This window comes from Sporofaciens musculi (assembly GCF_009830285.1).
In the GTDB taxonomy this organism is placed as follows: Bacteria; Bacillota; Clostridia; order Lachnospirales; family Lachnospiraceae; genus Sporofaciens; species Sporofaciens musculi.
Window position 1 is genome coordinate 993630 of record NZ_WUQX01000001.1, and the last position, 19468, is coordinate 1013097.

The 19468-nt window shown below is 46.2% G+C and carries 17 protein-coding genes and 1 other annotated feature; all 17 genes read left to right on the plus strand.

The window, feature by feature from the left end:
- The first annotated feature begins 31 nt into the window (after positions 1-31).
- The 17 genes from whiA (at position 32) to GN277_RS05030 (ending at position 19465) form a co-directional block, all read left to right on the plus strand.
- Positions 32-910, plus strand: a complete 879-nt coding sequence (gene whiA, locus GN277_RS04950; protein WP_159750089.1) for a DNA-binding protein WhiA — start codon at positions 32-34, stop codon at positions 908-910.
- A 19-nt stretch (positions 911-929) separates the two neighbouring features.
- A complete protein-coding gene (locus tag GN277_RS04955) occupies positions 930-1187 on the plus strand; it encodes an HPr family phosphocarrier protein (RefSeq protein WP_159750090.1) in 258 nt (85 codons plus the stop codon).
- Positions 1188-1329: 142 nt separating this feature from the next.
- A complete protein-coding gene (locus tag GN277_RS04960) occupies positions 1330-2283 on the plus strand; it encodes a diacylglycerol/lipid kinase family protein (protein ID WP_159750091.1) in 954 nt (317 codons plus the stop codon).
- Between the two features lie 74 nt (positions 2284-2357).
- Positions 2358-2502: a sequence feature (ribosomal protein L10 leader region), on the plus strand.
- Positions 2503-2565: 63 nt separating this feature from the next.
- Positions 2566-3105, plus strand: coding sequence for a 50S ribosomal protein L10 (gene rplJ / locus GN277_RS04965; RefSeq protein WP_159750092.1), 540 nt, complete (start codon positions 2566-2568; stop codon positions 3103-3105).
- A gap of 76 nt (positions 3106-3181) precedes the next feature.
- Complete coding sequence (rplL, locus tag GN277_RS04970) at positions 3182-3553, plus strand: 50S ribosomal protein L7/L12 (protein WP_280178594.1); 372 nt, start codon at positions 3182-3184, stop codon at positions 3551-3553.
- A 304-nt stretch (positions 3554-3857) separates the two neighbouring features.
- The gene (gene rpoB, locus GN277_RS04975) at positions 3858-7727 is read left to right on the plus strand and encodes a DNA-directed RNA polymerase subunit beta (protein WP_159750094.1); all 3870 of its coding nucleotides are present in this window, start codon (positions 3858-3860) and stop codon (positions 7725-7727) included.
- Positions 7728-7741: 14 nt separating this feature from the next.
- Positions 7742-11488, plus strand: coding sequence for a DNA-directed RNA polymerase subunit beta' (rpoC, locus tag GN277_RS04980; protein WP_159750095.1), 3747 nt, complete (start codon positions 7742-7744; stop codon positions 11486-11488).
- Positions 11489-11657: 169 nt separating this feature from the next.
- The gene (locus GN277_RS04985) at positions 11658-11900 is read left to right on the plus strand and encodes a Fur family transcriptional regulator (protein WP_159750096.1); all 243 of its coding nucleotides are present in this window, start codon (positions 11658-11660) and stop codon (positions 11898-11900) included.
- A gap of 11 nt (positions 11901-11911) precedes the next feature.
- Complete coding sequence (locus GN277_RS04990; RefSeq protein ID WP_159750097.1) at positions 11912-12124, plus strand: FeoA family protein; 213 nt, start codon at positions 11912-11914, stop codon at positions 12122-12124.
- Between the two features lie 56 nt (positions 12125-12180).
- Complete coding sequence (locus GN277_RS04995) at positions 12181-12402, plus strand: FeoA family protein (RefSeq protein WP_159750098.1); 222 nt, start codon at positions 12181-12183, stop codon at positions 12400-12402.
- Positions 12403-12456: 54 nt separating this feature from the next.
- Positions 12457-14610 (plus strand): ferrous iron transport protein B, encoded by a 2154-nt coding sequence (gene feoB / locus GN277_RS05000; protein WP_159750099.1) that lies wholly within the window; start codon positions 12457-12459, stop codon positions 14608-14610.
- A 113-nt stretch (positions 14611-14723) separates the two neighbouring features.
- Entirely contained in the window at positions 14724-14834 is a 111-nt protein-coding gene (locus GN277_RS32120) for a hypothetical protein (protein WP_244324958.1), read from the plus strand.
- Positions 14835-14988: 154 nt separating this feature from the next.
- Complete coding sequence (locus GN277_RS05010; protein ID WP_159756392.1) at positions 14989-16074, plus strand: M24 family metallopeptidase; 1086 nt, start codon at positions 14989-14991, stop codon at positions 16072-16074.
- Between the two features lie 503 nt (positions 16075-16577).
- Positions 16578-16853, plus strand: a complete 276-nt coding sequence (locus GN277_RS05015; RefSeq protein WP_159750101.1) for a hypothetical protein — start codon at positions 16578-16580, stop codon at positions 16851-16853.
- Positions 16854-16993: 140 nt separating this feature from the next.
- Complete coding sequence (locus GN277_RS05020; RefSeq protein ID WP_159750102.1) at positions 16994-17557, plus strand: HD domain-containing protein; 564 nt, start codon at positions 16994-16996, stop codon at positions 17555-17557.
- 401 nt (positions 17558-17958) lie between these two features.
- Positions 17959-18696 carry a CpsB/CapC family capsule biosynthesis tyrosine phosphatase gene (locus GN277_RS05025; RefSeq protein ID WP_159750103.1) on the plus strand — a complete coding sequence of 246 codons (738 nt, stop codon included), beginning with the start codon at positions 17959-17961 and terminating at the stop codon, positions 18694-18696.
- Positions 18683-19465: a YveK family protein gene (locus tag GN277_RS05030; RefSeq protein ID WP_159750104.1), complete on the plus strand. Its 783-nt coding sequence runs from the start codon at positions 18683-18685 to the stop codon at positions 19463-19465. Before GN277_RS05025 ends, GN277_RS05030 begins: the two co-directional genes overlap by 14 nt.
- Positions 19466-19468 lie beyond the last annotated feature (3 nt).

Here is a 19468-nt window from a genome sequence, read left to right on the forward strand (position 1 = left end):
TGTGCTGTCATAGGCAGAATAGGAGTAGGAAATGTCATTTTCGGGCAAGATAAAGGAAGAATTGGCAGAGCAGTACGCGAAGGCACGGCACTGTAATCTTGCGGAATTATCTGCAATTATTCATATGGCGGGAGGATTTTCTGACGACAGAAGGGGCGTCTGCTGCGTTCATGTCCATACGGAAAATTATACTGTTGCAAGAAAATGCTTTACATTATTGACAAAAACATTTAATATAGGAATAAGTATCGCAATACGCAGGAATATGACAAAGGGAAGTGCAAGCTACGATATATACGCAAAAGGAGAGGAATTACTTGCAGTCAGAAAGGCAATGGTACAGGCTGTCTGCTGTAAGAGGGCCTACATCCGCGGCGCCTTTATCGCGGCAGGGTCCATGAGCGATCCGGACAAATCCTATCATTTTGAGATCGTCTGTGACACGCGGGGAGAGGCAGAATATCTTAAGGCAATGGTGAATTCATTTGATATGGATGCAAAGATCGTAGCAAGGAAGAAGACCTATGTAGTATACCTGAAGGAAGGCTCGCAGATTGTGGACATACTGAATGTGATGGAGGCGCATGTGGCGCTTTTAGAGCTTGAGAATGTCAGAATCATGAAGGAGATGCGCAACTGTGTGAACCGCAAAGTGAACTGTGAGACAGCGAATATCAATAAGACTGTGTCTGCCGCTGTCAGGCAGATGGAGGACATTAAGTATATACGCGATACGGTTGGTTTTGACAAGTTGCCCGAAGGTTTGAAGGACGTTGCCCTTACGCGTCTTGAACACCCGGATGCAACTTTAAAAGAGCTTGGAGGGCTTTTGAAGGAGCCGGTCGGGAAGTCCGGAGTCAACCACAGGCTGAGAAAATTAAGTGAGATAGCGGTAAAGTTAAGGGATTAGCAAGGAGGAGCAATTTTTTATGACTAAGAGACCTGTTACTATTCAAAACAATATGGATATGGAAGACCGTCCAATTGCGCACCTGGTACAAGAGGCCAGCCAGTATGCCAGCCAGGTGTTCATTGAGATTGATAACAAGAAGATCAATGCGAAGAGTATCATGGGGATGATGAGTCTAAAGTTACAAAAAGGTGAATGTATTACGGTAGTGGCTGAAGGACAGGATGAGCATGAGGCAGTGGCAGGGATAGAAGGTTTCCTTGTCGCAAGTAACTAGTTGTATGGAATCGGAAGACCTGTTTGCTGAACAGGTGTGTATTGAGAGGAATCCGAATAAGTATACATAGTAAGATTGGTCGGGGGGACTGCTGCGGATATTGGCGGCAGTTCCTTAATACGTACAGGGAGATGCATGTGATATGAAAAGGTTATTATTTATCTATAATCCCCGTGCTGGGAAAGGGCTTCTTAAGCCGCAGTTGTCAGATATCATAGATATATTCGTGAAGGCGGGATATGAAGTGGTTGTATATCCAACCCAGGAGTATCGGGATGCATATAAAAAAGTGCAGCAGTATGATGCCCAACAGTATGATTTGGTGGTCTGCAGCGGGGGAGATGGTACGATTGATGAAATTGTGACAGGGATGATGCACAGGAATGTCAGGACACCGGTAGGATACATTCCCACTGGTACAACTAATGATTTTGCCAACAGTCTGCATATTCCCAAGGGTCTTTTGAAAGCGGCAGATAATGCGGTGAACGGCGTGCTGTTTCCCTGTGACGTGGGACGATTTAATGAGGATATCTTCGTGTATGTAGCGGCGTTCGGCATGTTTACGGACGTGTCTTATGAGACAAAGCAGGAGGTGAAGAATATCCTTGGCCATTTGGCATATGTGCTGGAGGGGACGAAACGGCTGTTTAATGTGCCCTCCTATGGAATTAAGGTAGAGCATGACGGGGAAGTGATTGAGGATGAATTCATCTTTGGGATGGTAACGAATTCCCGCTCGGTGGGTGGTTTCCGCAATATGATTGGAAAACAGGTTGTGTTTGACGACGGGCTGTTTGAGGTTACGCTTATAAAGAGGCCGAAGAATCCTATTGCCTTGCAGGAGATTATTGCGGCGCTTCTGATTGAACAGGTGGATACGAAGCACATGTATACATTTAAGACGGGACACATTACCTTTGAGTCGCTGGAGGAGATTCCATGGACATTGGACGGAGAGTTTGGCGGCGAGCATGACGAGGTGGTGATTGATAATCTGAATAAACAGTTGGAAATCATGGTGCCGGAGAAGCATGTTAAAGAACTAAAGGAAGGCGGAATGAAAGTCCCTGAATTACCGGATGGAGGAATGTAGGAGAGGCGCACGTTATCCTCAATAGAGTAGTAAAAGAATTATGAAAAATAGTTGACAGATGCGTTTGGGAGTGCTATAGTAACAAAAGGCTGCCGAAGACAGCAGGTGCTCGATGATAAGAGCGTAAGTATACCAACGCCTGCCGAGGAAAGTTAGATTCGTTGACTATGAATTAACAATACCTCTGTGTCTTTGATGCGGAGGTTTTTTCATACCATAGTATAGATATTGCACTTTTCCCATATCGCAGTCGCACAAAATATATAAGGAGGTGCACCATTCGTGGCAAAAGTTGAATTAAAACAGCCAATCGTACAGGCTATTGCAGATGACGTCAAGGACGCAGCCAGCGTCGTGCTGGTTGACTACCGCGGTCTTACTGTTGCACAGGATACTGAGCTTCGTAAGCAGTTAAGGGAAGCGGGAATCGTCTACAAGGTTTGTAAGAACACAATGATGAAGAGAGCTTTTGAGGGAACTGACTTTGCGGCATTAGACGAGCATTTGGAAGGCCCAAGCGCAATCGCAATCTCTAAGGACGATGCAACGGCTCCGGCAAGAATTCTCTGTAAGTTTGCAAAGGATGCTAAAGCTCTTGAGCTGAAAGCAGGTGTGGTTGAAGGTACGGTATATGACAGCGCCGCACTGACTGAGTTATCCAAGATCCCGTCAAGGGAGGAGTTGTTGTCCAAGCTGCTTGGAAGCCTGCAGTCACCAATCACCAATCTTGCCCGCGTTCTCAATCAGATTGCAGAGCAGGGCGGAGCAGAGAACTGCACACCGGCTCCGGCAGAAGAAGCGGCAGAGACACCGGCAGAGTAGTCATCCGGTTTTGTTCTCAGGAACTTTATGTATCGGCAAGATACAAAAATAATATGAATAAATGGAGGAAAATATAATGGCAAAGTTGACAACGGCTGAATTTATTGATGCAATCAAAGAATTATCAGTATTAGAGTTGAATGAGTTAGTAAAAGCATGTGAAGAAGAATTTGGTGTATCTGCAGCGGCAGGCGTAGTAGTTGCAGCAGCGGCAGAGGGTCCGGCAGAGGAAGAAAAGGATGAGTTCGACGTAGAATTAGTATCCGCAGGCGCTTCTAAGGTTAAGGTTATCAAGGTTGTTCGTGAGATTACAGGTCTTGGTCTGAAAGAGGCTAAGGCAGTAGTTGACGAGGCACCGAAGGTAGTGAAGGAAGGCGTTTCCAAGGCAGAGGCTGAGGAGATCAAGGCTAAACTTGAGGCTGAAGGCGCAGAGGTAAACTTGAAATAAGGAACTAAAATCTGCAAAAGAGATGATTTCAGAGAGGGCTGTCCTATAATGGGCAGCCTTTTTGTATGGGTCTATTGTTTTCATACTTACGAAATTCGAGAAATTTTTTGTAAAATCCTCAAAAAAATCGTGAAAAATCGCCAAAATTTCGTTGACAAGCCTTATGTCTATGTGGTATAGTAAAAAATGCACTATTGTGGAAAGTTCTGCCATAATATCGCATGGAGACAGTGGGGAATGCGCTGTTTCCAATGGTTTTACAATATTGTTTTCCAAAAAATTGTGAGGAGAGTGAAACGTCAATATGGAGAAAAACAGAATTCGTCCCATCAAAAGCGGAAAAAGTTCACGCATGAGTTATTCCAGACAAAAAGAAGTTCTTCAGATGCCGAATTTGATCGAAGTCCAGAAGGATTCTTACCAATGGTTTCTGGATGAAGGACTGAACGAAGTATTTGATGACATTTCCCCGATTACCGATTACAGCGGTCATCTGAGCCTGGAATTTGTTGACTTTACTTTGTGCGAGAAAGACGTGAAATACACCATCGAAGAGTGTAAAGAACGTGATGCTACTTACGCGGCGCCACTTAAGGTACGGGTGAGGCTTCATAACAAAGAGACAGATGAGATCAACGAGCACGAGATTTTCATGGGTGACCTGCCGTTGATGACGAGCACAGGTACGTTTGTAATTAACGGGGCAGAACGTGTTATCGTAAGCCAGTTGGTGCGTTCGCCGGGTATCTATTATGCAATCGCACATGACAAATTAGGCAAGAAGCTGTATTCCTCCACCGTAATCCCCAATCGTGGTGCATGGCTGGAGTATGAGACGGATTCCAATGACGTTTTTTATGTACGTGTAGATAGAACGAGAAAGGTGCCGATCACGGTGTTAGTCCGCGCGTTGGGGATTGGGACTAATCCAGAGATTGTAGAGCTGTTCGGTGAAGAACCGAAGATCATGGCAAGTTTTGAGAAGGATGCCGCGACCAATTACCAGGAAGGTCTTTTGGAATTATATAAGAAGATTCGTCCGGGCGAGCCGCTTGCTGTAGACAGCGCAGAGAGCTTGATTACGAGTATGTTCTTTGACCCCAGGCGCTATGATTTGGCTAAGGTAGGAAGATATAAGTTTAATAAGAAGCTGGCTCTGAAAAACCGTATCACCGGACAGGTGCTTGCACAGGATGTTGCAAGCCCGATTACGGGAGAGGTCATTGCCGAGGCGGGAACGAAGGTGACTCGCGAGATGGCAGAGCAGATTCAGAATTCGGCAGTTCCTTTTGTGTGGATTGACAGACCGGAGGAGGAACGAAGCATCAAGGTGATTTCCAATATGATGGTGGATCTTGATGCAGTCGTGGAGATTGACCCTAAAGAGGTAGGGGTTACGGAGCAGGTGTATTATCCTGTTCTTGAGGGAATCCTTGATGAGACCGGCGGTGACATCGATGAACTTAAGGATGTCATTCGGCGGGATATTCATGACTTGATTCCAAAGCATATTACGAAAGAGGACATTATTGCGTCCATTAACTATAATATCCATCTGGAGTATGGATTGGGCAATGACGACGATATCGATCATCTGGGTAACCGCCGTATCCGTTCTGTGGGAGAACTTTTGCAGAATCAGTACAGGATTGGTCTGTCCAGATTGGAGAGGGTGGTGCGTGAGAGAATGACCACTCAGGACCTTGAGGGTATTTCTCCCCAGTCATTGATCAATATTAAACCTGTGACAGCGGCAGTAAAGGAGTTCTTCGGTTCCTCACAGTTGTCACAGTTCATGGATCAGAATAATCCGTTGGGTGAGCTGACCCATAAGCGGCGTCTGTCCGCCCTTGGACCAGGCGGTCTGTCACGTGACCGTGCGGGCTTCGAGGTGCGAGACGTTCACTATTCACACTATGGAAGGATGTGCCCGATCGAGACGCCTGAAGGTCCGAATATCGGTCTGATTAACTCTCTTGCTACTTATGCAAGGATTAATCAGTACGGATTTATTGAGGCGCCGTACCGTAGGATTGATCACAGCGACCCATCGAATCCGGTAGTTACGGAGGAGGTTGTCTATATGACGGCGGACGAAGAGGATAACTACCATGTAGCTCAGGCCAATGAGGCATTGGATGAGGAAGGACATTTTATCCGGAAGAATGTATCCGGTCGTTACAGGGAAGAAACCCAGGAGTACGAGAGACGTATGTTTGATTACATGGATGTTTCCCCGAAGATGGTATTCTCCGTTGCGACAGCATTGATTCCTTTCCTGGAGAATGACGACGCGAATCGCGCGCTGATGGGATCTAACATGCAGCGTCAGGCGGTTCCACTTCTGCTTACGGAGGCGCCCGTTGTCGGAACCGGTATGGAGGAGAAGTCCGCAGTCGATTCCGGCGTGTGTGTGATTGCCGAAAAGAGCGGTGTGGTAGAGCGCGCCACGTCTACAGAGATTACAATCCGTCAGGAGGACGGCAACCTTAAGAGATATAAGCTGACGAAGTTTTTGAGAAGTAACCAGAGCAACTGCTATAACCAGAGGCCCATTGTATTCAAGGGCGACAAGGTGGAGGCAGGAGATGTAATTGCAGACGGACCTTCTACATCTAATGGTGAGATGGCTCTTGGCAAGAATCCGCTGATTGGATTCATGACCTGGGAAGGGTATAATTACGAGGATGCGGTCCTGCTGAGCGAGCGTCTGGTACAGGAGGATGTGTATACATCTGTTCATATAGAGGAATATGAGGCGGAAGCCCGTGATACCAAGCTTGGACCAGAGGAGGTTACAAGGGATATTCCGGGCGTGGGCGACGACGCCCTTAAGAATCTGGATGAGAGAGGCATCATTCGGATCGGTGCTGAAGTGCGCGCGGGAGATATCCTGGTAGGTAAGGTAACTCCTAAGGGTGAGACAGAGCTGACGGCAGAAGAACGTCTGCTTCGGGCAATCTTCGGTGAGAAGGCGCGTGAGGTAAGAGATACGTCTCTGAAGGTACCCCACGGTGAGTACGGTATTGTTGTGGATGCCAAGGTATTTACCCGTGATAACGGCGACGAGCTGTCTCCGGGCGTAAACCAGGCTGTCCGCATCTACATTGCGCAGAAAAGAAAGATTTCCGTAGGCGACAAGATGGCGGGACGTCACGGTAACAAGGGTGTTGTTTCCCGTGTGCTTCCGGTGGAGGATATGCCTTTCCTGCCGAACGGCCGTCCGCTGGATATCGTGCTGAATCCTCTGGGCGTACCTTCCCGTATGAATATCGGACAGGTATTGGAGATTCATCTGTCACTGGCCTCAAAGGCGCTGGGCTTTAATATTGCGACGCCTGTATTCGACGGTGCAGATGAGAATGATATTATGGATACCCTTGATTTGGCTAACGATTATGTGAATCTGAGCTGGGAAGATTTTGAAGCCAAGCATAAGGAGGAACTGCTTCCTGAGGTTATGGAGTATTTGTCTGAGAACAGAGACCACAGGGAGTTGTGGAAGGGCGTTCCGATTTCCAGAGATGGGAAGGTGCGCCTGCGGGACGGACGTACAGGAGAGTATTTCGACAGTCCGGTTACTATTGGACACATGCATTATCTGAAGCTTCATCATCTGGTTGACGATAAGATTCATGCACGTTCTACCGGTCCTTACTCTCTGGTTACACAGCAGCCCTTGGGCGGTAAGGCACAGTTTGGCGGACAGCGTTTCGGAGAGATGGAGGTATGGGCGTTGGAGGCATACGGCGCGTCCTATACTTTGCAGGAGATTCTGACTGTGAAGTCTGACGATGTGGTGGGACGTGTGAAGACCTACGAGGCAATTATCAAGGGTGAGAATATTCCAGAGCCGGGTATTCCAGAGTCCTTCAAAGTATTGTTAAAGGAGCTGCAGTCCCTTGGGCTTGATGTGCGCGTGCTTCGTGACGATAACACAGAGGTTGAGATTATAGAGACAGCAGATATGGGAGAGACAGATTTCCGCTCATTGATTGAGGGAGACAGAAAATATCATCAGGATGATGACCTTGGCGAACACGGGTATACCGAACAGGAATTCCAGGGGGAGGAACTTATTGATATTGAGGAGGAACCTGAAGAGGAAGACTTTGACGATATGGAATATGAACCCGATGATGATTTTTATGATGACTTGTCGGATGTTGAATAGGAAGGGGTGCCAGTATGCCGGAAAACAATAAGGAACAAGCATATCAGCCAATGACTTTTGATGCGATCAAGATTGGTCTGGCGTCGCCGGAGAAGATTCTGGAATGGTCCAGGGGAGAAGTGACGAAACCGGAGACGATCAACTACCGTACGCTGAAGCCGGAGAAGGACGGATTGTTCTGTGAGAGGATCTTCGGACCAAGCAAGGACTGGGAGTGTCATTGTGGTAAATATAAAAAGATCCGTTACAAGGGCGTTGTCTGTGACCGATGCGGCGTAGAGGTTACGAAGTCAAGCGTAAGACGCGAGCGTATGGGGCATATTGCTTTGGCGGCTCCTGTGTCTCATATCTGGTATTTTAAAGGAATTCCGAGCCGGATGGGTCTGATTCTTGACCTGTCCCCAAGGACATTGGAGAAGGTGCTGTATTTCGCATCTTATATTGTACTGGACAGAGGGGACAGTGACCTTCAGTACAAGCAGGTGTTGTCAGAGCAGGAGTATCAGGAGGCAAGAGAGAAGTGGGGCTCTGCTTTCCGTGTGGGAATGGGTGCGGAGTCCATTAAGGAGCTTTTGCAGTCCATTGATTTGGATAAAGATTATGAGGAGCTGCAGGAGGGCTTAAAGGGTGCGACCGGACAGAAGCGTGCAAGGATTGTGAAGCGTTTGGAGGTTGTGGAGGCTTTCCGTGAATCAGGAAATAAACCGGAGTGGATGATTATGACAGCGATTCCTGTCATTCCGCCGGATCTTCGTCCAATGGTGCAGTTGGATGGCGGACGTTTTGCTACGTCCGACTTAAATGACCTGTATCGTAGGATTATTAACCGTAATAACCGTCTGAAGCGTCTGTTGGAGTTGGGCGCGCCGGACATTATTGTAAGGAATGAGAAGAGAATGTTACAGGAGGCTGTGGACGCATTGATTGACAACGGACGCCGCGGCCGTCCGGTAACAGGACCGGGTAACAGGGCGTTAAAGTCCCTGTCCGATATGCTGAAGGGTAAATCCGGCCGTTTCCGTCAGAATCTGCTTGGAAAACGTGTGGATTACTCCGGCCGTTCCGTTATCGTGGTAGGACCAGAGCTTAAGATTTACCAGTGCGGTCTGCCCAAAGAGATGGCAATCGAGCTTTTTAAGCCCTTTGTTATGAAAGAGCTGGTGCAGAATGGAACTGCACACAACATTAAGAATGCGAAGAAGATGGTAGAGAGGGTACAGCCTGAGGTATGGGATGTATTGGAGGATGTAATCAAAGAGCATCCGGTTATGCTGAACCGTGCCCCTACCCTCCACAGGCTTGGAATCCAGGCTTTTGAGCCGATTCTGGTAGAAGGTAAGGCAATTAAGCTGCACCCGTTGGTATGTACGGCTTACAATGCAGACTTTGATGGAGACCAGATGGCGGTGCATCTGCCGCTGTCTGTGGAGGCTCAGGCAGAGTGCCGTTTCCTCCTGCTGTCCCCCAATAACCTGTTGAAGCCGTCCGACGGCGGGCCGGTTGCGGTTCCATCCCAGGATATGGTTCTTGGTATCTACTATCTGACCCAGGAAAGACCAGGGGCAAAGGGAGAGGGCAAGTTCTTTAAGAATGTGAATGAGGCAATTCTTGCCTATGAGAATGAGGCGATTACCCTTCATTCTCGTATTAAGGTACGTGTGAAGAAGATGCTTCCCGATGGTACGGTGAAGCGAGGAAATATTGAGTCTACCCTTGGACGCTTCCTGTTTAATGAGATTATACCACAGGATCTGGGCTTTGTTGACCGTGAGACAGCAGAGAATGAGCTGCTTTTAGAGGTGGATTTCCACGTTGGAAAGAAGCAGTTGAAGCAGATTCTTGAGAAGGTTATCAATACCCATGGCTCTACGGCTACAGCAGAGGTTCTGGACGCTGTTAAATCTATTGGATATAAGTATTCCACAAGAGCTGCCATGACCGTATCGATTTCTGATATGACTGTACCTCCGCAGAAACCGGAGATGATTAAGCAGGCCCAGGATACGGTGGATAAGATTACCAAGAACTTTAAGCGTGGTCTGATTACAGAGGAAGAACGATACAAAGAGGTTGTTGAGACATGGAAGGCGACGGACGACGCACTGACGGAGGCCCTGCTTTCTGGTTTGGATAAATATAATAACATTTTCATGATGGCGGACTCCGGCGCCCGTGGTTCTGACAAGCAGATTAAGCAGCTTGCAGGTATGCGTGGACTGATGGCGGATACGACGGGACGTACCATCGAGCTGCCGATTAAGTCTAACTTCCGTGAAGGTCTGGACGTACTGGAATACTTCATGTCTGCCCATGGCGCGCGTAAAGGTCTGTCTGATACAGCCCTTCGTACTGCCGACTCCGGATACTTGACCAGACGTCTGGTTGACGTATCCCAGGAGTTGATTATCCATGAGGTAGACTGTGTGGAGAAGGGTGCCGAGCTTCCGGGAATGTATGTCAAAGCATTTATGGATGGCAATGAAGAAATTGAGAGTCTTCAGGAGCGTATTACAGGACGTTATCTGTGTGAAAATATTGTTGACAAAGACGGCAATATCCTTGTGAAAGCCAACCATATGGTAACGCCGAAGCGTGCCGAGCTGATTATGAAAAAGGGTGTGGATGAGAACGGAAATACCCTGACACAGGTGAAGATTCGGACCATCCTGACCTGTAAATCCCATAACGGTGTCTGTGCGAAGTGTTACGGCGCTAACATGGCTACCGGCGAGCCGGTACAGGTGGGTGAGGCTGTGGGTATTATCGCAGCCCAGTCCATCGGTGAGCCTGGTACACAGCTTACTATGCGTACCTTCCATACAGGCGGTGTTGCCGGTGATGATATCACACAGGGTCTTCCCCGTGTCGAGGAGCTTTTTGAGGCGAGAAAGCCGAAGGGACTTGCGATTATTACAGAATTTGCCGGAACGGCGAATATTCATGATACAAAGAAGAAACGAGAGATTATCGTTACCAATAATGAGACGGGCGAGACAAAGGCTTATCTGATTCCTTATGGCTCTAGGATCAAGATTCAGGACGGTGCTGTGCTAGAGGCCGGTGACGAGCTGACAGAAGGTAGTGTGAATCCTCACGATATCTTGAAGATTAAGGGCCTTAGGGCTGTACAGGATTATATGATTCAGGAGGTACAGCGTGTATACCGTCTTCAGGGTGTTGAGATTAATGATAAGCATATCGAGGTTATCGTACGCCAGATGCTTAAGAAGGTTCGTGTCGAGGAGGCGGGAGACAGTGAGTTCCTGCCGGGCACCAATGTAGACAGACTGGAGTTCGAGGATGTGAACGCAGCGTTAGAGCGTGAAGACCTTGTACCTGCCCTGGGCGAGCAGATTATGTTGGGTATTACCAAGGCTTCCCTGGCAACCAATTCCTTCTTATCAGCGGCATCCTTCCAGGAGACCACGAAGGTTCTGACTGAGGCGGCTATTAAGGGTAAGGTAGATCCTTTGATTGGCTTGAAGGAGAATGTTATCATCGGTAAGCATATTCCGGCTGGTACGGGTATGAGGAAATACCGTGATATTCGTCTGGACAGTGACAGAGAGCTTGAGGATGAACTGGTGCTGGATGAAGCTTCCAGATTGCAGGATAATCTGATGCTGGATGTGGAGACGGATATAGATGAACTTGAGGATGAGTCTGGTCTTGGATACGAGGATTCCGATGGGCTTGGCTTAGAGGACGACGCAGACTTTAGCGCAGGAGAAGAAGAATTTGTGGAGTTGGTAGAAGAATAATAGTAAGGCGAGTTTTTAGAGGGCAGCAGACCTGAATGGTTTGCTGTTCTTTTTTCGTTCTGTTTACTTATTGAGAAAAAACAATCAATAACGTTATTGACAATCAATATCATTTGGAATACAATACCATTGTAAATGATAATCAATATCATTGCTTGCGAGGTGAGATATGAGTCAGGAAGAAAAAACCACAGCCGTAATCCGGCAGTTAAAGGGAAATGGGTATAGGATTACAGAACAGAGAAGGCTGTTGATTCAACTTATTCTGGAAAATGAATATTCTTCCTGCAAAGAGATCTATTTTGCCGCAAGAGAAAAGAATCATAATGTAGGATTGGCGACTGTCTATCGGATGGTACAGCTATTGGAGGACATGGAGCTGATACATAAAGAAATGGTTGTGCGTTTGTGAAGGAGGGATTTATGATGCCGCTGACAATGTTGAATTCCGGTGAGGACGCCGCGATTAAGCGGATTGGCGGAAAGGACGAAGCGAAACGCTTTCTGGAGAAGCTAGGTTTCACTGTGGGAGAGAAGGTTAAGATTGTGTCAAGTAATCATGGAAATGTGATTGTACAGGTTAAGGCCTCCAGGGTTGCGGTAAGCAAGGGAATTGCCAATAAGATTATGGTGTGAATTGCCGGTTGGACGCGTGTGGATACGCTGTATTAAGATGGAGGAGGAACGTGAAAATGTTTACATTAAAGGATGTAAAATGTGGCCAGAATGTAGTGGTGGTAAAGCTGCATGGAGAAGGGGCTATAAAACGAAGGATTATGGATATGGGCATTACGAAAGGAACGTCGATCTATGTCAGGAGGGTTGCGCCCCTTGGGGACCCTGTAGAAGTAAGGGTCAGGGGATACGAGCTTTCCCTGAGGAAAGAGGATGCGCAGACCATAGAGGTGCAATAAGGCTTTTAGGCAGAGACAGATTATAGAAAATAAGTGATACAAGGAGGCTGGAAAATGGGAGTGAAAATCGCACTTGCAGGAAATCCGAATTGCGGAAAGACCACATTATTCAATGCGCTTACAGGTTCAAATCAGTTCGTTGGAAACTGGCCTGGCGTAACTGTTGAGAAGAAGGAGGGAAAATTAAAGGATAACAAGGAGGTTACGGTTACGGACCTTCCGGGAATCTATTCCTTATCACCGTATACCCTGGAGGAAGTGGTGGCCAGAAATTATCTGATTGAAGAACGTCCGGATGTGATTCTGAACATTGTGGACGGTACAAATCTTGAGCGAAACCTCTATCTGAGTACACAGTTAATGGAGCTTGGAATTCCGGTTGTGATGGCAGTCAACATGATGGATGTGGTACAAAAATCCGGAGCTCAGATCAACATGCAAAAGCTTGCAGAAAACTTGGGGTGCGAAGTTGTATCTATTTCCGCCCTTAAGGGAGATGGAATCAAAGAAGCGGCAGACAGGGCTGTGGCAGCGGCGCAGGATAAAAACATGTCCGCGCATGTTCGTGAATTTTCACCAGAAGTAGAGGGATATCTCACAGAAATCCAAAAGATGCTAAGGGGTGTACCGGACGAACAGAAGCGCTTCTATGCTGTGAAATTATTTGAAAGAGATGATAAAATTCTGAAGCAGTTGTCAGAGGCGCCGGATACAGCCGATATTATAGCCAGGGCAGAGGAAAAACTTGAGGAGGATACAGAGAGTATTATCACAAATGAACGATATCAATATATTGCCGCTGTCATAGATAAATGTCTGAAAAAGGCGGATAGTGATAAGTTGACAATCTCTGATAAGATTGATAGAATCGTTACAAACCGGTGGTTTGCTCTGCCATTTTTTGCAGGTGTGATGTGGTTCGTGTATTACGTATCGGTCACGACAGTGGGAGGACCTGCTACTGACTGGACTAATGATGTGCTGTTTGGAGCAATCATTCCGCCGGCTATTGAAAATTTTCTTGTGAGCATTAACTGTGCGGACTGGCTTAAAGGTTTAATCCTGGACGGTATTGTAGGCGGTGTAGGGGCGGTTCTTGGATTTGTCCCCCAGATGCTGGTATTGTTTCTTTTTCTTGCCTTCTTAGAAGCCTGCGGATATATGGCGAGGATTGCATTTATTATGGATAGAATATTCCGTAAATTCGGATTATCCGGCAAATCATTTATTCCCATGTTAATCGGGACTGGCTGTGGTGTTCCGGCAATCATGGCATCCCGCACGATTGAAAACGACCGTGACCGGAAGATGACCATTATAACCACAACGTTCATCCCATGCGGCGCAAAATTACCAATTATCGCCTTGATTGCAGGCGCTCTGTTTGACGGGGCGTCATGGGTGGCGCCCAGCGCATATTTTGTGGGGATTGCAGCGATTATCTGCTCTGGAATTATTCTGAAGAAAACAAGATTGTTTGCCGGAGATCCGGCGCCCTTTGTTATGGAGCTTCCTGCATATCACATGCCCACAGCGGGGAATGTACTAAGGAGTATGTGGGAGAGAGGCTGGTCCTTCATTAAGAAAGCTGGTACGGTTATTCTCCTGTCAACCATCTTTATCTGGTTTACATCAAGCTTCGGTATCGTAGACGGGCAGGTTGTCATGGTAGAAGATTTAAGCGATGGATTCCTGGCAGGAATTGGCAGAATGTTTGCATGGCTTTTCATCCCGTTGGGATGGGGCGACTGGCAGGCGGCGGTTGCGGCGATTACAGGGCTTGTGGCTAAGGAGAATGTGGTGGGGACCTTTGGGGTTCTCTATGGATTTGCAGAGGTAGCAGAGGACGGAGCTGAAATTTGGGGAACTCTTGCAGCCAGTATGACCGGACTTGCGGCTTACTCCTTCCTTGTGTTCAATCTTCTTTGCGCTCCTTGTTTTGCGGCGATTGGTGCCATTAAAAGAGAGATGAATAACGGAAAATGGACTTGGTTTGCCATCGGATATCAGTGTGCATTTGCTTATGCTGTGTCAATGTGTATCTATCAGTTCGGAGTATTTTTTGCTGACGGCAGTTTTGGAGTTGGTACGATTGCGGCAATTTTGATGTTAGTTGTATTTTTGTATTTGTTATTCCGTCCCCATAGGGAAAGGACTACCCTCAGAGTGAAGCTTTCCAGTGTGGCGGTAAGAGGTGCGAAGGCGTAGTGAGTTACAGTTTATATTATATATAGGAAGGAGAAGGTATGGCATTAGCGGCAGGCAATATTTTCTCTACGTCAATAGTGGGAAGCGGTGTATTATGTATCGTGATATTGGCGATGAGAAATATTTGGAAAAAGAGGAAAGAAGGAGGCTGCAGCGGCTGTGGCTGCAGTGGCTGTGGCAGAGGGTGTCCCAGTAAAAATATGGACACAGACAGGCGGGATTGAATTGACTTTTCATAGTAGAAATACTATAATGAAACTGTCGGAACCGACGGCGTCAGGCTGTCAGTTCGGACAGCTTCTTTGTATATAATCAGGTGCAAAGAATGCCTGTTATATTAAGAATAAAAATATGTAATCAGAAAGGTTGGGGAAGACAATGGACCAGAATAAGGTGGCAAGAGTATTAAAATCAATGGAAGAACACGGGATACCACAGATGATCGTATCAGATCCGGTTGCAATTTTCTATCTTACAGGCAAATGGATTGCACCAGGCGAGAGACTTCTGGCGTTATATCTGAATGTCAGCGGTAATCATAAGCTTGTAATCAACAAATTATTCCCTCAGGAGAAGGATTTGGGTGTAGAGCTGGTATGGTATGACGATATCGAGGACGGCGTTGAGATATTGAGCAGATTTGTGGAGAAGGACAAGGTAATGGGGATCGACAAGACCTGGCCGGCAAGATTCCTTCTTAGGCTTCAGGAATTAGGCGGTGGAAGCAAGTTCGTGAATGGTTCTCCGATTATCGACTATATCCGTATGGTAAAGGACGAGAAGGAGAAAGAACTGATGCGCGAGTCTTCAAGGCTTAACGATATTGCAATGGAGAAATTGATTCCATGGGTATCCAAGGGACTGACTGAGAAAGAATTGAACGCCAAGATTCGTGAAATCTACAAAGAGCTTGGATGTGAGGACGTGTCGTTTGACCCAATTACAGCGTATGCGAAGGGTGCAGCAGATCCTCATCATGTGACAGATGATTCCAAGGGTAAGCGTGGCGATTGTGTTATCCTTGATATCGGAGCTTTTAAAGATAATTATGCTTCCGATATGACGAGAACTGTATTTATTGGTGAGGTGTCCGAGCGTGCAAAAGAGATTTATGATATTGTTGTAGAGGCGAACAGACGCGGAATTGAGGCTGCGAAGCCAGGCAACAGAATGTGTGACGTTGATCTTGCAGCAAGAAATTATATTGAAGAAAAGGGATATGGACAGTATTTTACGCACAGGACGGGGCACTCTATCGGTCTTGAAGATCATGAGTTCGGTGATGTATCTTCTGTCAATGAGGATATTATCCAGGTTGGACAGTGCTTCTCTGTAGAGCCAGGAATCTATCTTGCGGAAGAGGGAATCGGCGTACGTATTGAAGACCTTGTAATTATTACAGAGGACGGATGCGAGGTATTGAATCATTTCACCAAGGATTTGATTATTGTACCGGAAGAATAAGGGGCGTAGAGACTTATTTGCGAAGCGAACGAGCGTGATTGAGTCTGAACCGCAGTAATATGCAGATGCAGACAGGATATGAGGAGAATAAGATATCTTGTCTGCATCTTTATGTATTTGTTAAATGTCTATTCAGCCAAATGGCACTCAGGTTTTTTAATATGATGTCTGACAGACCAGAAGAAGATGTCGAACCATGTCGAAGGATTGTCAGGCTTTTTTGCTTGGAGGACTTGTATTTTATAAGAAATATCTGGTAAAATAAACTTGTGAGGATATTAGTTAAGTGGTGAGTGTTTTGCCAGTCATTATAATTGCAGATCGTTAGCCCTTGGAAGAATGAGATACAGTTCTTGTAGGCTGCTGTCTGTTTCTGGGATAATCTGTCCGGTTCGGACAATATTTTCAAGTGTAATTATTAATTTCGTCAGTGTCCCGCCTTTGTGGTGAAGACAGCCTTATTGCTGTACCCTAAAGGCAGGGAGTAGTGACAGGAGGTCTTTTTGAATAGGAGTGATACGATGAATCGAGGAAAGATGGAGAACGAGTATGTTGGATTGATGGTGAATATGTATGAGAAGTCAAACGATGAGCTTTGTGCAATCGCGGAAAGCGGGCGTATTGATGATATTATGACCGGATATCTTGTGCTGATTTTACACAAGGTAGGAGTTACAATGGAGAAAGTGAATGAGATAGACTATGGCGCCATTTTTCGGAAAATTGACGTACGGGAAGCACAGATGTTAGGACGATTATATGGAAGAAAGGCGGCATAGGAAAGAAGGGAATAAAGATAATATAAAGAACTTATTTTATTGCTTGACCTTTGAGTATAAAGAGATTATAATTTTGAACGAAAGACTTGTAAAGAACGCATACAAACGGATAAAATGAATCGAATAAAGGAGGAGCTGCAATGAATAGAGAGCAGGCACATGATATCTTAATGAGATACATGAAGGGAGAGAACTATATTACACATTCTTATGCTGTTGAGGCGATTATGAAAGGCTTAGCAAAACGCCTTGCACCAAAGGACGTTGAATATTGGGGAATTGTTGGACTGCTTCATGATCTGGATGAGGAGCAATGTGACTGGCAGCACAATATGGCGGTACATGGCCCGACCTCCGTGGAGATTTTGAAGAAAGAAGGGATTGAGGACAAGACATTGTTCGACGCGATTTGCGCGCACAATCCAAAGAGTGGTGTGAAAGCCAAGACACCGTTACAGTATGCCGTTTTGGCGGCGGATCCGATGAGCGGCTTTGTGAAGGCGGTTGCACAGATCTATCCGGACAAGAAGATTGCGAGTGTAAAGCATAAGTCGGTCATGAAGCGTTTTAATGAGCTGCGTTTTGCGTCTGGAGCAAACCGTGATTATATGGAGTCAATCGAATTTACCGGATTGAGTTTGGATGACCTCATTGATGTCGCTCTGGAGGAGATGGGAGCGATTGCGGATGTACTTGGCTTATAGAAGCTATAACAGTTAAAAAATTCACACAATAATATAATAGGAAGTAATTGGTATCTTGAGGGGAGTTTGTATGGCTCAATACAGTATTTCCCAAAGACCTTGCAGAAATATGTTGACAAATGTTGTGGGGGGTATTCTAGTCTAGTGTATTAGCACTTTGATATGCCATCTGATAGAGATAGAGTAAGATTTATCCGAATATCAGTGTGCTAATACACAGGTGTGCTGATTGCATAACAGGCAGTCAATATACCAGATACACAACAAATTGGAAATGATTGATTAAAAAACAAAAAAATGGCAAGGCTCAAGGTATCTGCATTAGCGCAAAGCGGTTGACAAAACCACATGGACAGGGTATTATTAAATACAGGCCATGTGAACAAGAAAGGTGTGAAGGTATGGAAGGCTTTATTGACATGCATTGTCATATATTGCCGGGAGTGGATGACGGCGCGAAAGATATCGACGAGACGAGGCAAATGTTAAGAATCGCATATGAGGAAGGGATACGCTGTATTATTGCTACTCCGCATCATCACCCAAGGCGTGGCAAAGAGAATCCAAAAGTGTTACGAAGACAGGCCAAGCTGCTTAGAGAAGCGGCCCACGAGATTGATGAGCATTTTCGTATTTATCTTGGGACGGAAATTTTCTTCGGTCAGGACGTGGTAGATAAGTTGGAAGCCAGGCAGATTTTGACTATGAATGGCAGAGACTATGTGCTTGTGGAATTTTCACCTTCCGATACTTATGCTTATATAAGGCAGAGTCTTCAGCAGTTGCAGCTTAGTGGTTATCAAGTAATTCTCGCCCATGTGGAGAGATATAACTGTATTGTGAAAGATGCCGAGCTGGCAGAGCAGCTATGGGAGATGGGAATACATCTGCAGGTGAACGCGGATAGTATTATCGGTGAGAACGGAAGAGAGGTCAAGAAGTTTGTGAAATATCTGATGGATTCAGATATGCTTTTCTGTGTCGGAACGGATGCGCACAGCAGCAGGCACCGAGCCCCCAGGATGAAGAAAGCGGCGGGGTTTGTAAAGAAAAAATACGGTGAAGAATATATGAGGAGGATATTCTTTAGCAATGCAAAGACGATGCTGAAGAAGTTACAGAAGAATGAGTTACGATAAGATGACGAATCCGGAATTTGATAATGACGAGATTACAATAGATTTAACCGAGCTATTTATGGTGTTGTGGTCTGAGATTCATATCATACTGCTGTCGGGAATTCTGATGGCGTTATTGGCGTTTGTGGGGACGAAGCTGTTTATTACTCCCCTTTATACATCGACGACACAGATGTATGTTTTGACGAAACAGGACAGTAATTCCAGTGTTACCTATAGTGACCTGCAGACAGGTACACAGCTTACTAAGGACTATATGGTTCTGATTAAGAGCCGTCCTGTATTGGAGCAGGTAATCTCGGTATTGAACCTTGACATAGAAGTAGAAAAGCTGGCGGATATGATCAGTGTTGAGACGGAGACGGACACCCGTGTTCTGAATATTAGTGTCAAGAATGAAGACCCAAGAGTTGCGAAGGAAATTGCCGATGCTGTCAGGGAAGCCGTAGGAATTCAGATTACTGAGATCATGGATGCAGAAGCGGTTAATACCGTACAGGAAGGTAATCTTGCAACGGCGCCGTCCTCACCGAGCGTTATGAAGAATGTACTGATCGGTGGCATCTTGGGACTGATCGTTTCAATAGGTATTATTGTATTAATATTCGTGCTGGATGATACAGTGAAGACACCGGATGACGTAGAACAGTATCTGGGACTGAATGTGCTTACGTCCATTCCGCTGCAGGCAGGGACAGAGAAAGCAAAGAAGTCCAAGAAGGTAAGAGGAAAAACTGCCAAAAAACTTATGCGGAATATGAAGAAATAGAGG

What these genes read in the sequence shown, in the direction of transcription:
- whiA (WP_159750089.1), top strand. Translation starts at nt 32, where the DNA reads ATGTCATTTTCGGGCAAGATAAAGGAAGAATTGGCAGAGCAGTACGCG.
- GN277_RS04955 (WP_159750090.1), top strand. Translation starts at nt 930, where the DNA reads ATGACTAAGAGACCTGTTACTATTCAAAACAATATGGATATGGAAGAC.
- GN277_RS04960 (WP_159750091.1), top strand. Translation starts at nt 1,330, where the DNA reads ATGAAAAGGTTATTATTTATCTATAATCCCCGTGCTGGGAAAGGGCTT.
- rplL (WP_280178594.1), top strand. Translation starts at nt 3,182, where the DNA reads ATGGCAAAGTTGACAACGGCTGAATTTATTGATGCAATCAAAGAATTA.
- rpoB (WP_159750094.1), top strand. Translation starts at nt 3,858, where the DNA reads ATGGAGAAAAACAGAATTCGTCCCATCAAAAGCGGAAAAAGTTCACGC.
- rpoC (WP_159750095.1), top strand. Translation starts at nt 7,742, where the DNA reads ATGCCGGAAAACAATAAGGAACAAGCATATCAGCCAATGACTTTTGAT.
- GN277_RS04985 (WP_159750096.1), top strand. Translation starts at nt 11,658, where the DNA reads ATGAGTCAGGAAGAAAAAACCACAGCCGTAATCCGGCAGTTAAAGGGA.
- GN277_RS04990 (WP_159750097.1), top strand. Translation starts at nt 11,912, where the DNA reads ATGATGCCGCTGACAATGTTGAATTCCGGTGAGGACGCCGCGATTAAG.
- GN277_RS04995 (WP_159750098.1), top strand. Translation starts at nt 12,181, where the DNA reads ATGTTTACATTAAAGGATGTAAAATGTGGCCAGAATGTAGTGGTGGTA.
- feoB (WP_159750099.1), top strand. Translation starts at nt 12,457, where the DNA reads ATGGGAGTGAAAATCGCACTTGCAGGAAATCCGAATTGCGGAAAGACC.
- GN277_RS32120 (WP_244324958.1), top strand. Translation starts at nt 14,724, where the DNA reads ATGAGAAATATTTGGAAAAAGAGGAAAGAAGGAGGCTGCAGCGGCTGT.
- GN277_RS05010 (WP_159756392.1), top strand. Translation starts at nt 14,989, where the DNA reads ATGGACCAGAATAAGGTGGCAAGAGTATTAAAATCAATGGAAGAACAC.
- GN277_RS05020 (WP_159750102.1), top strand. Translation starts at nt 16,994, where the DNA reads ATGAATAGAGAGCAGGCACATGATATCTTAATGAGATACATGAAGGGA.
- GN277_RS05025 (WP_159750103.1), top strand. Translation starts at nt 17,959, where the DNA reads ATGGAAGGCTTTATTGACATGCATTGTCATATATTGCCGGGAGTGGAT.
- GN277_RS05030 (WP_159750104.1), top strand. Translation starts at nt 18,683, where the DNA reads ATGAGTTACGATAAGATGACGAATCCGGAATTTGATAATGACGAGATT.